At 39.5% G+C, this 11,848-nt stretch carries 7 protein-coding genes and 8 tRNA genes; 6 read left to right on the forward strand and 9 right to left on the reverse strand.

Annotated elements, in window-relative coordinates; all coding sequences use genetic code 11:
• Positions 1-179: 179 nt before the first annotated feature.
• From rho to NYG85_RS06555, 9 genes are all read right to left on the reverse strand, one after another.
• Entirely contained in the window at positions 180-1,517 is a 1,338-nt protein-coding gene (gene rho / locus NYG85_RS06515) for a transcription termination factor Rho (RefSeq protein ID WP_284937688.1), read from the reverse strand.
• Between the two features lie 74 nt (positions 1,518-1,591).
• A tRNA-Asp gene (locus NYG85_RS06520) sits at positions 1,592-1,668 on the reverse strand.
• A 17-nt stretch (positions 1,669-1,685) separates the two neighbouring features.
• A tRNA-Glu gene (locus NYG85_RS06525) sits at positions 1,686-1,760 on the reverse strand.
• Positions 1,761-1,847: 87 nt separating this feature from the next.
• Positions 1,848-1,923, reverse strand: a tRNA-Val gene (locus NYG85_RS06530).
• A 6-nt stretch (positions 1,924-1,929) separates the two neighbouring features.
• Positions 1,930-2,005, reverse strand: a tRNA-Glu gene (locus tag NYG85_RS06535).
• Positions 2,006-2,019: 14 nt separating this feature from the next.
• Positions 2,020-2,095 (reverse strand) — tRNA-Lys (locus NYG85_RS06540).
• Between the two features lie 3 nt (positions 2,096-2,098).
• Positions 2,099-2,175 (reverse strand) — tRNA-Asp (locus NYG85_RS06545).
• A 49-nt stretch (positions 2,176-2,224) separates the two neighbouring features.
• A tRNA-Val gene (locus NYG85_RS06550) sits at positions 2,225-2,300 on the reverse strand.
• 49 nt (positions 2,301-2,349) lie between these two features.
• Positions 2,350-2,425: transfer RNA gene (locus NYG85_RS06555), tRNA-Lys, on the reverse strand.
• 193 nt (positions 2,426-2,618) lie between these two features.
• Here NYG85_RS06555 and sstT point away from each other — a divergent pair.
• The 6 genes from sstT (at position 2,619) to yedE (ending at position 11,727) form a co-directional block, all read left to right on the forward strand.
• Positions 2,619-3,857 carry a serine/threonine transporter SstT gene (sstT, locus tag NYG85_RS06560; RefSeq protein ID WP_284937689.1) on the forward strand — a complete coding sequence of 413 codons (1,239 nt, stop codon included), beginning with the start codon at positions 2,619-2,621 and terminating at the stop codon, positions 3,855-3,857.
• Complete coding sequence (locus NYG85_RS06565) at positions 3,854-5,572, forward strand: M3 family oligoendopeptidase (protein WP_284937690.1); 1,719 nt, start codon at positions 3,854-3,856, stop codon at positions 5,570-5,572. The genes sstT and NYG85_RS06565 overlap by 4 nt, the downstream gene beginning before the upstream one ends.
• Positions 5,566-6,015 carry a hypothetical protein gene (locus NYG85_RS06570; RefSeq protein ID WP_284937691.1) on the forward strand — a complete coding sequence of 150 codons (450 nt, stop codon included), beginning with the start codon at positions 5,566-5,568 and terminating at the stop codon, positions 6,013-6,015. The genes NYG85_RS06565 and NYG85_RS06570 overlap by 7 nt, the downstream gene beginning before the upstream one ends.
• A gap of 133 nt (positions 6,016-6,148) precedes the next feature.
• Complete coding sequence (locus NYG85_RS06575; protein ID WP_284937692.1) at positions 6,149-9,370, forward strand: TonB-dependent hemoglobin/transferrin/lactoferrin family receptor; 3,222 nt, start codon at positions 6,149-6,151, stop codon at positions 9,368-9,370.
• Positions 9,371-9,518: 148 nt separating this feature from the next.
• Entirely contained in the window at positions 9,519-10,598 is a 1,080-nt protein-coding gene (locus NYG85_RS06580; protein ID WP_284937693.1) for an epoxyqueuosine reductase QueH, read from the forward strand.
• Between the two features lie 70 nt (positions 10,599-10,668).
• A complete protein-coding gene (gene yedE, locus NYG85_RS06585) occupies positions 10,669-11,727 on the forward strand; it encodes a YedE family putative selenium transporter (RefSeq protein WP_284937694.1) in 1,059 nt (352 codons plus the stop codon).
• Positions 11,728-11,848: the final 121 nt, after the last annotated feature.

Here is an 11,848-nt window from a genome sequence, read left to right on the forward strand (position 1 = left end):
TGTTTAGGGCATTTACGTTCGTGTTAATGCGAAAACTCATTGTGTATCCTTTTAAGTTTTATTTCAAGCTTTTTGCTTGTTAAAACCCAAATCGGCAAAAAAAAAAAAACGTTTAGGGGTTTAGAGAGAATTTGTGAAAAAATTAGAAAATTTGAAAGAAAAGGCGAAAAATCGCCTTTTTACTCATTTAAAATAGAAAGTAGCTCTTTATTATCTTTTGTTTTTAGCATTTTTGCGTATAAAAATTTAAGCGCTTCAACGTCGTCCATAGAGGCGATCGCCGTGCGAATAGCCCAAATTTTTTGAAGCTCGTCAGGCTTTTGAAGTAGCTCTTCTTTTCTCGTGCCTGATTTTAGCACGTTTATGGCAGGGTAAATTCTGCGGTCAGAGATGTTTCTATCAAGCACGACTTCGCTGTTGCCAGTGCCTTTAAACTCCTCAAAAATAACCTCGTCCATACGTGAGCCAGTGTCAATTAACGCAGTCGCGATGATTGTCAGACTTCCGCCGTGCTCTATGTTACGAGCTGCGCCAAAGAAGCGTTTTGGCTTGTGAAGCGCGTTTGCATCAACGCCACCCGTTAAAACCTTGCCACTTGGCGGCGTAACGGTGTTGTAAGCACGTGCTAAACGCGTAATGCTATCAAGCAAGATGATGACGTCCTTGCCCATTTCAACCAGGCGCTTTGCCTTTTCTATGACAAGCTCAGCCACACGCACGTGATTAAGTGCTGGCAGGTCAAAAGTGGAGCTAAACACCTCGCCCTTAACAGAGCGCTGCATATCAGTAACCTCTTCTGGTCTTTCATCAACCAAAAGCACCATTAAATGCGCTTCTGGGTGGTTTTTGGCTATGCCGTGAGCTAGTTCTTTCATAAGCTCGGTTTTACCGCTTCTTGGGGGTGCTACTATAAGCCCACGCTGACCCTTGCCAAGTGGCGTAAATAGGTCAAGCACACGTCCAGTTAGCTTCATAGGGTCGTATTCAAGGTGGATTTTCTCAGTCGGAAATAGCGGTGTTAGGTTGTCAAAAAGCGGTCTTTCTTTTGCCTCGGCAAGTGGCATATAATTTACCGCTTCAATCTTTAAAAGTGCGTAGTATTTTTCTTGATCCTTTGGCTCTCTAACCTGTCCAGTTACGATGTCGCCGACACGAAGTGCGAATTTTTTGATTTGCGAGTTTGAAACGTAGGCGTCATTTGAGCTGTCGCTTAGGTTTGCATCAACCGAGCGTAAAAAGCCATAACCCTCGTTTGTAACCTCTAAAATTCCGGTAAAAAGTATAAAACCGCCCTGTTTTGTCTGTGTTTTTAAAATTTCAAAAATCAAATCTTGGCGACGAAATTCCCTTGGGTTTTCAACACCGACGCTATTTGCGATTTGGACTAAATTTTCAAGATCAAGCGTCCTTAGCTCTTCAATCTTGTGTCCATCAACCGGGATATGTGTGCGAGTGTTGTTTGTGTGTTTTTTTGTGGTTTTTGTCGCTTCTTTTGGCGTTTCTTGATTGTTTTGCATTAAACCTCTTTGAATAAAATTAAGATACCCTTTAAAATAAAACGGATAGGGATTAAAATTTGAGTATCTGAAAGTGGCGCAGCGGACGGGGCTCGAACCCGCGACCTCCGCCGTGACAGGGCGGCATTCTAACCGACTGAACTACCGCTGCACCTAAAACAATAAGTATGGTGACCCATACGAGACTCGAACTCGTGTTACCAACGTGAGAGGCTGGTGTCCTAACCACTAGACGAATGGGCCAAAAATAGGAATGGACTAAATTTACAACCCTATCATTAAGAGTGATATGCTCTACCAGCTGAGCTAACGAGACAAAACACAAATTAATGGTGGTCGCTATAAGACTCGAACTTATGACATCCACCTTGTAAGGGTGGCGCTCTACCAACTGAGCTAAGCGACCAAATAATGGCGACCCTTAGAGGATTTGAACCTCTGTTTCTACACAGAGAAAGTAGAGTCCTGAGCCACTAGACGAAAGGGTCATAAACCCAAAAAATGGTGTCCTGTGCTGGATTCGAACCAGCGACCCCCTCATTAAAAGTGAGATGCTCTACCGACTGAGCTAACAAGACAGGTGGCGCAGCGGACGGGGCTCGAACCCGCGACCTCCGCCGTGACAGGGCGGCATTCTAACCGACTGAACTACCGCTGCACCTAAAAATTAAGTAAGCACTTGTGGTGGCTAATCACCCAAATTTAAGTGGTGGTCGCTATAAGACTCGAACTTATGACATCCACCTTGTAAGGGTGGCGCTCTACCAACTGAGCTAAGCGACCAAAATTTACAACTGGCAAAACTAAAAATAGATAAAAGTTTAAACCAAAGTGGTGTCCTGTGCTGGATTCGAACCAGCGACCCCCTCATTAAAAGTGAGATGCTCTACCGACTGAGCTAACAAGACAAAATCCAAAAGAAAGCGAGATTATACAAAAAAGTTTTACTTTTGTCAAGAAAAAATAAAATTTAAAAATATTAACTATTTTTATTGTTTTTAAACATAATTTTAATAAAAAGATAGATTTAACAACAAAAAATCATTTATTTTTAAAATTTTATTGGCTATACTTAACGAAATTTTCTAAAAAGGCAAGAACGTGTTTGCAAAATTTTTCAACTCATATAAAGATGGCAATCTCATCTTACAGATTGTTACTGGTATGATGCTAGGTGCTATTGTCGGCTTTGTGGCGTTTAAAACTGGCTCTGAGAGTGCTAAACAGATAGTAAATACTATCTCAATACTTGGCGACCTTTTTGTGGGTGCTTTAAAGGCGGTCGCACCGGTTTTGGTATTTGTTTTGGTGCTTTTTGCTGTGTCAGTTAAGCACGTTAAAAGTAGCTCAAAAGGCTTTAAAAACGTCATCACCTACTATATCATCGGCACTTTGGGTGCTTCATTTATCGCTGTTGGAGCTAGTTTTTTATTTCCAGTCGAGCTTTCGCTTAAAGGCGTTGAAGCCGTCTCATCAACAGCCCCACAAGCACTAAGTCAAATTTTAAAAACAATACTCTTTAAAATCGTAGATAACCCAATAAACGCCATTGCAACTGGCAATTATATCGGCATTTTAGCTTGGGCGATCGCTGGCGGTATCGCACTTCGCCAAGCGTCAAGCGAAACTAAAAATTTCATCTCAAATATCTCAGACGCCACGACAAAAATCGTCCGCTTCATCATTCGCCTAGCGCCATTTGGTATCTTTGGCATAGTTGCGTTTAGCGTCTATGACAGCGGTGGTAGCTCACTTTTAGAATACGCAAAACTCCTTGCCGTGCTTGTTGGCGTGATGTTTTTTGTCGCTCTCATAATAAACCCACTAATCGCCTTTATCGCGCTTAGAAAAAACCCCTATCCACTCGTATTTACCTGCCTAAAAGAGAGCGGTATTACGGCGTTCTTCACTCGTAGCTCGGCTGCAAATATCCCAGTAAATCTAAATTTATGCAAAAAATTAAAGCTAAAAGAAGAAATTTACAGCGTTTCAATACCACTTGGGGCAGCTATGAATATGGCTGGTGCTGCAATTACAATTAGCGTTTTGGCCCTAGCTGCTGTAAATAGCGTTGAGCACGTGCAAATTAGCTTTGCAAACGCCTTTTTACTAAGCGTCATCTCAGCGGTCGGAGCGTGCGGTGCTAGCGGTGTGCCGGGCGGTTCGCTTATGCTTATCCCACTTGCTTGCTCGCTTTTTAATATCCCAAACGATATTGCAATGCAAGTAGTCGCCGTTGGCGTGGCTATTGGCGTTATTCAAGACAGCGTTGAAACAGCACTAAATAGCTCATCAGACGTGCTATTTACAGCGGTTGCTTCTATGAAGGACGAGCGATGACGTGGGATTTGACGGCACTTTTTAAGGATTTAAACGCACTTGATGAGTTTATACAAGCCCTAAAACAAGACGCCATAAATTTTAAAAATCAACACGAAAATCAGCTAAGTAGCCTAAATGCCAATGAATTTTTAAAGGCGTTTAGCGAGTTTGAACGCCTAAATGAAGGCATTTCAAAGGTGCTAACCTACGCATTTTTAATCTTTGCAAAGGATACAAAAAACGGCTCATTTTATGCCAAATATGATGAAATTTGCACCAAAATCAGCCAAAATTTGCTATTTTTTGAGCTAGAATTTAATCAAATTGATAAAAATTTACAAGAAAATTTCATCACAAACGCCCCAAAATACGCCTACTATCTTAAAAATTTACAAAAACAAAAATCACACCAGCTAAAACTAGATGAAGAACAAATCCTACTTCGCACGGCAAACACCGGCGCACAGGCGTTTGCTAGGCTTTTTGATGAGAGTATGAGTGCGATGAAGTTTAAATTTATGGGCGAAATTTTAAGCGAAGAGGAGATTTTAAGCAAACTTCACAACCCGAGCCGAGATGAGCGAAAAATGGCTGCAAAATCGCTCTCAAAAGGGCTTAAAAAACACCAGCACCTACTTGGCTACATCTATAATATGATAAAGACCGACCTTGCAACAAACTGCGAACTTCGGGGCTTTTCTAGCAAAGAAGCGCCTCGCCACCTAGATAATCAAATCTCGCAAGAGAGCGTAAATGCACTCATAAACGCCTGTGAAAAAAGCTTTGAAATTTCAAGAGAGTATTACGAAAAAAAGCGTGAAATTTTAGGCTACAAACGCCTTTTTGACTACGACAGATACGCTCCACTTAGCAAGGACGGACTGAAATTTGAGTATCAAGACGCACAAAAAATCGTCCTTGATGCATTTAACGCCTTTAACCCAGAATTTGGCAAAATTGCAGATGAGGCGTTTAAAAATGGCTGGATAGATGTCTATCCAAGCGAGGGCAAAAGGGGCGGTGCGTTTTCTCACTCTGGCGTCTCAAATGCCCACCCTTACGTGCTTTTAAACTACACAAACGAGAGCCGAGATCTATTTACACTCGCTCACGAGCTAGGACACGCCATTCATCAAAAGCTAAGTTATAGCGTTGGGTTTTTAAACTCCGACACACCGCTTACCACAGCCGAAACCGCCTCGGTGTTTTGCGAAATGCTAGTGTTTGACTACGTCATCAAAGACGCCTCAAACGCCCAAAAGCAGGCACTCTTAGCAAGAAAGCTTGAAGATATCTTTGCCACGCTTTTTAGGCAGATAAATTTTACGACATTTGAGCGAAGAGTGCATTCACACGAGGGCGAAATTTCGCTTGATGAGCTAAATAAAATTTGGCTTGAAGAGAGCAGAAAAATGTTTGGCAAAAGCGTGAAATTAAAGGATTATTACGCCATTTGGTGGAGCTACATACCCCACTTTATTCACACGCCATTTTACTGCTACGCCTACTCTTATGCACAGCTTTTAGTTCTCGCACTTTTTGGGCTTTATAAAAGTGGCAAGTGCGAGAATTTCGCCCAGCTTTACACGCAGTTTTTAAGTAGCGGTGGCTCAAAAAGCCCAAAAGAGCTTGTTGGGCTTTTTGGATTTGACATTGATGATGAGCGGTTTTGGCAGATTGGACTTGATGAGGTTAGAAAAATTTTAAGCGAATTTAAGGAGATAAAATGCTAGAAACCATACTAAATGATGATAAATTCGCAGCTCTAATGCAAAAGCACGTCTATGAGTGCGTGGGCTATCTTTTAGAAAATGATATAAATTTTTCGGTTATGGCTAATTTAAGCTTTGTCGGCTTTGAGCCATCTTTGCCAGATAAAATCACACGCACTTTTACCCGCCCAGCCATTGTTTTTATGCTTGGCGGTTACACCTTTGAAAGTGCGGTTTTAACGCCAAAAATGCTTACTTTTGAAGCTGGTTTTGGCAGCGAAAATTTCGCCTCAATCGTAAGCGTGCCACTTAATGCAATCGTGCAAATTGCCGTTGAAGATAATCCGATTTTAGTAAATTTTGCAATCCCAAAAATCAGAAAACAAAAAGATAAAAGCCTACAAAAATCAATCTCAATCTTTAAATCAAACCCAAACAACAACAAAGCGTTGAGCAAAAAATAGCCAACGCTTTAAATTCTCTTTATTTGTTATATGTTTGCAATTAATTAATTAGTATTTAAACTTTATTTTATTAAAATTACTGCCGTTTATGAAAATAATTATCATAAGCACAAACTACAAATAAGGGGACTTAATGCTAAAAAATGCTACTTGGGGGAGTAGCATAAAATTTAGAAATTTTATGCTTTTATCAGCGATTTTATCGGCTAATTTAGAAATTTATGCAAACGAAATTGATTTGGATACAATAGAAGTTACGCATAAATTAGATGATATTAAAAATCAAAAAATTGGCGAAATTAGCAAGAGCGATAAGCTCTTAGAAAAACAGCAGGTTTCTGATACGAGAGATTTGGTTAAATATGAAACTGGCATTAGCGTGGTTGAGAGTGGTCGCTTTGGGGCTAGTGGCTATGCGATTAGGGGAGTTGATGAAAACAGAGTTAGCATACAAATTGACGGCTTAAATCAAGCTCAAACTCTCTCCTCGCAAGGTTTTAAAGAGATTTTTGAAGGCTATGGCAATTTCAACAACACAAGAAACAGCGTTGAGATTGAGACCATAAAACAGGTAAATATCACAAAGGGTGCTGATAGCATTAAGGCTGGTAGCGGTGCTTTGGGCGGTTCTGTAATGTTTAAAACCAAAGACGCTATGGACTTTTTGACACAAAAAGACTGGCATTACGGCTTTAAAGTCGGTCATAACTCTGCAAACGATGAGCGACTGCACGCCCACACCCTAGCGGCTCGTTTTAAGTGGTTTGACTTTTTAATCATCAAAACCGACAGAGATAGCAGGGAGCTAAAAAACTACGACTACGCAAAATTTGATGATAATGTGCGTGGCAGAGAGCGAGAAAAGGCTGATCCTTACGAGATTAAAAAGAGTGGCACGCTTTTTAAATTTGGTTTTATGCCACACGAAGAGCATAGATTTAGCTTTGCAAGTGATAAATACAAGGCAAACAGCAAGGGTAATGATTACAGCTACACGCTCTATCCGCCAAGCTCTGGCAGCGGTTTTGAGTTTGAGCCAAAGCGTGGGGAGCGTTACACCGATGATTTAAGCGAACGCCTAAATCAAAGCTTTTCTTATGAAAATTTCACACAAACGCCACTTTGGGACTACTTTAAAGTTACATATTCACACCAAAAAATCAAGCAACGAGCAAGGACACAGGAGTATTGCAGAGATGGGCAAAACTGCATAAACACGGCAAATCCGCTTGGTTTGAAGGTTGAAGGTGCAAAGGTCGTTGATAAAGACGGCAACGAGATAAAAATCGGCACAGAGTATTATTTAGTAGGGCAAATGGCTAAAATTTATAAAAGCGTTGATGATTTTAATACGAATTTTCAGGGCTGGGGCAAGGATGATCACCTTGCAAAACGAGACTACATAAGAGATGCTAATGGCAATAAAATTTTACTCTCGGACACATTTAATCCGATAAATACTTCAATTAATAGTAAAATTTCAAATTTCAAGCTTGATTGCTCTATTTTTGACTGCACAAAAAGCATAAATATCGTAAGCAAAAAAGAGCCAAATTTATACTATAAAACCTACGAAGCCGACTGGGACATAAAAAACGTAGATTTAAGCAAAACTCAAAACGATGAATACGACCAAGACGGCACAAGATATAAATTTAAGGTAGATACAGAGCAAATCGGCGATAAAACCTACAAATCAATTTCAAGAGAGCGTTACAACGATTTTTCAAATAGCTGGGTGGATGACAGCTCGCCTTATAACTACATTTTGCCAAACTCACGCGGATTTTTGACAAACGACTACAAAGAGCGTGATTTAGACACAGATACAAAACAGCTAAATTTAGACTTTGAGAAAGAATTTGAAATTTTTAAAATGCTAAATGACTTTAAATACGGCATAGAAATTTCAAAAACAACAAAATCAATGACAAATCGTGGCGGTTACTACGGCGTAAATGCAAAATGGTGGGCAAATACATATCCAATTGATTGCCAAAACGCAACAAACATATACAGCGAAGAGCTAAGATGCCCTAGAAACTCGCCAGAAACATCGTTTTTAATCCCGGTTGAAACCAAAACCAACGCCTTTTATCTAAACGAAAGTGTGCAAATAAACGATTATATTGGCGTTGATTTAGCCTACCGATACGATAAGATAAAGCACAATCCAATCTACATACCGGGCAAAACCCCAGCAATACCAGATGATATGGTTAAAGGTATTTTTGTGCCACTTGTAAATGTGCCAAAAGAGCCGATATGGTGGGAGAGTAAATATAATTGCTACTCATCTACTAATTGTTCTGACCCGAAATTTTTAGCGGATAAAAAAGCTTACGATGAAGCAGTAGCGGATAAAAAAGCATATGATGAAATGATAAAGGCAAATAGTGAAAACCCAGCTAAAAACATTGAATACTTTGCCAAGCCAAAAGAATTTAAAAACAGCTCCTACGCCTTTGGGCTAAATTTAGACCCATTCTCATTTTTAAGACTTGGGGCAAAATACTCAAAGGCGTTTCGCACACCCACAACAGATGAGATGTATCTTACATTTAAGCACCCAGACATTACTATACGCCCAAATCCAGATTTAAAACCAGAAATTGCAAAGACAAAAGAGTTTGCCATAACTCTTCATCAAAATTCAAGCTTTGCAACATTTTCGGTATTTAAAACCGACTACACCGACTTTTTGGACTTTAAATTTATAAAAAGAACTCAATTAAATGCGTCGGCAAATAGTATGCTTGATTTTGACATTTGGCAAAATGTAAATAGAGCAAGTGCAGAAGTTAGCGGATTTGAGATAAACTCAAAGCTAAATTTAGGCGATATTTCAAGCTTTTTTGATGGACTTTATTTAGGCTATAAACTCACAAAACAAAGGGGTAAAATTCTAACCGACAATGATGGCAAAGTGCCGATGAATGCGATACAGCCACAAACTTCTATCTATAATCTAGGCTACGCTAATAAAAAATATGGTTTTGATATTTTTATCACTGATGTTAAGGCAAAAAATCCAGATGATACTTACAATATCTTTTATCAAAACGAGCTAGGACAGACAATAAACAACAGGGTCGTTAGCGACTACCGCTCGCACTGGCTAAGCGATAAATACCGCACGATTGATTTTATTGCATTTGCTAAACCGATTAAAAATTTAACCCTGCAATTTGGCGTTTATAATATCACGGATAAAAAATATATCACGTGGGAGAATGCTCGCTCAATTCGCTCTTTTGGCACGACAAATATGGTGCGAAAAAATGATAGCTTAGGCATAAATCGCTTCTATTCGCCCGGACGAAATTTTAAGCTAAATTTTGAGATGACGTTTTAGTTTTAAAGCCAAAAACCAGCAGGCATTTGCAAAATGATACCTTAAAACAGCAATAAGTTTAAAAGGGCAATAAATCTTGCCCTACCTTAAAAAGCTAAACGCAAATTTTTATATTTTTAGCTAAAATCACGGCTAAAAAAGGATAAAAATGCTAGTTCATATCTGCTGTTCGGTTGATAGCCACTACTTCTTGCAACGCCTAAAAAAGGAGCTACCAAACGAACAGCTTGTTGGTTACTTTTACGACCCAAATATCCACCCTTACAGCGAGTATTTGCTTCGTTTTAATGACGTCAAACGCTCGTGTGATAAGCTAAAAATTCCCTTAATTATGGGCGAATATGATTATGAGGCGTGGCTTGGTGGCACAAAGGGGCTTGAAAACGAGCCTGAAAAGGGCAAAAGGTGCGTTTATTGCTTTGATTTTAGGGTCAAAAATGCCGCAAAAAAGGCAGTAGAAATTGGCGAGAAAACTATTACAACCACGCTTTTAATGAGCCCAAAAAAGGACTTTACGCAACTTACAAACGCCCTAAAAAACGCTGTTTTAGGCACACAGCTAGAAATTTTCGCCGTTGATTTTAGGATAAATGGTGGCACAAACGAGCAGTTTAAAATGGCTAAAAACGATAAACTTTATCATCAAAACTATTGTGGCTGTATCTTTGGGCTTACAAAACAGCGCGAGGCTCAAAATTTACCGCTAACCGAGCTTTCAAGCGATATTTTTAACAAAACATTAATAGGTAGCATAAATGAGCGTTTAGAGCTTTACGAAAAGGTAGCAGAGTGCGAAAAAATGGGCATTTCATTTAGCCTAGATAGAAGCTATTTTTTAAACTATCGCCTGCTTTTTGGTGGCGTGAAATTTAATAAAACAGCAATACCAAGCTACTTTTTTTTCTACTCAAATTTTAAGCGAGAGAGCGTAAAAATCACGCTAGAAAGCGACTTTGAGATGACAGACACGCTAAGGGACGGCGTGATATTTTTATCACTAAAACGACTAAATTTTATGCTAAAAAGCGAGTATAAAAGCGTTTTAGAGCTTTGTAAAAATCCGCCAAATTTTGATGACGAGCTTGCTTTAAGAGCCAAAATTTCAGGGCAGATGAGCCTAAATCCGATCATCGTTCTTGATGATTTAAGGGCTGGGCGATATGAAATTTTTGCCAAAAATGTGCTTTTTAACGACAGCCGTGAAATTTTAAGGATTAATGAAAGTTAAATTTTATATAAATTGCTGTAAAATTGCCGTTAAGAAATCAGTCTGATTTAGAAAATTTTAGGACAAAATTATGTCAAAAACACCGATTTTCATCATCACTGGCTCACTTATCGGAGCATTTGCCGCCCTACTTTCATTTTACGGCAACCCCGCAAATATGGGCATTTGTGCCGCTTGTTTTTTAAGGGACACAGCTGGGGCTTTTGGACTTCATAACGCAGCCGTAGTCCAATACGTAAGACCTGAAATTTTAGGGCTAGTTTTAGGCGGACTAATCGCTGCCCTAGCCTTTAAGCAATACACCCCAACAGGCGTTTCATCGCCATTTTCAAGGCTTTTGCTTGGGATTTTTGCGATGCTTGGGGCTTTGATATTTTTAGGCTGTCCGTGGCGTGCTTACATAAGGCTTGGAGGTGGCGATTTATCGGCACTGGCTGGGATTTTGGGGCTGGTTTTAGGCGTTATTGGCGGTAGATTTTTTAAAAAACGAGGTTACGCCTTAAAAGATGAGCCTAGCACGTCAAAATTTTTAGGATTTTTGCCTAGCATTTTGGCTGTTTTGGTGCTTTTTGCTGCCATTTTTGAGCTTAAAATCGGCGAAAATTTACCGCTTTTTAGCTCACAAAAAGGTCCGGGCTCACAGCACGCAAGCATAGCACTTTCGCTCATTTTAGCCATAATCATCGGCTTTTTTGTGTTTAAAAGCAAATTTTGCACCATTGGTGCAATTTCACGCGCCATTGATAAAAATTTCTCAATGCTTTATGGCGTCCTAGCCCTAGTCATATCAGCAACTGCCCTAAATATCGCACTAAACCGCTATAATTTAGGCTTTTTAAACCAGCCAATCGCACACAACGACACAATTTTTAACCTGCTCTCAATGGCGCTTGCTGGGCTTTGTTTTAGCCTTGCAAGTGGGTGCCCGGGCAAACACCTAGCACAAATGGGTAGCGGTAACCTAAACTCGGCAATCTTTATCGTCGGTATGATAATTGGTGCTTCTATCGCCCATAATTTCGCACTAGCAAGCTCCCCAAAAGGCGTAACACCAAACGCAATCTACGTGATACTGATCGGTTTTATCGTCTGCTTTTTCATCGGATTTTTTAACAAAAAACAGGTGTAAATTTCTGTCCTAAAATTTTTATTTTAGGACATACTTTAAATAATTTTTTTAATTTTATTTATTTATTTTTCTAATTTTAATAGTAAATTTTAAATAATATAAAAAAATAAATATAAAATAC

This window comes from Campylobacter gastrosuis, assembly GCF_030249845.1.
Classification (GTDB): Bacteria; Campylobacterota; Campylobacteria; order Campylobacterales; family Campylobacteraceae; genus Campylobacter_A; species Campylobacter_A gastrosuis.

Bases quoted from the DNA above. Each gene is read 5' to 3' on its own strand.
- rho (WP_284937688.1), bottom strand. From the start codon at position 1,517: ATGCAAAACAATCAAGAAACGCCAAAAGAAGCGACAAAAACCACAAAA.
- NYG85_RS06565 (WP_284937690.1), top strand. From the start codon at position 3,854: ATGACGTGGGATTTGACGGCACTTTTTAAGGATTTAAACGCACTTGAT.
- NYG85_RS06570 (WP_284937691.1), top strand. From the start codon at position 5,566: ATGCTAGAAACCATACTAAATGATGATAAATTCGCAGCTCTAATGCAA.
- NYG85_RS06575 (WP_284937692.1), top strand. From the start codon at position 6,149: ATGCTAAAAAATGCTACTTGGGGGAGTAGCATAAAATTTAGAAATTTT.
- NYG85_RS06580 (WP_284937693.1), top strand. From the start codon at position 9,519: ATGCTAGTTCATATCTGCTGTTCGGTTGATAGCCACTACTTCTTGCAA.
- yedE (WP_284937694.1), top strand. From the start codon at position 10,669: ATGTCAAAAACACCGATTTTCATCATCACTGGCTCACTTATCGGAGCA.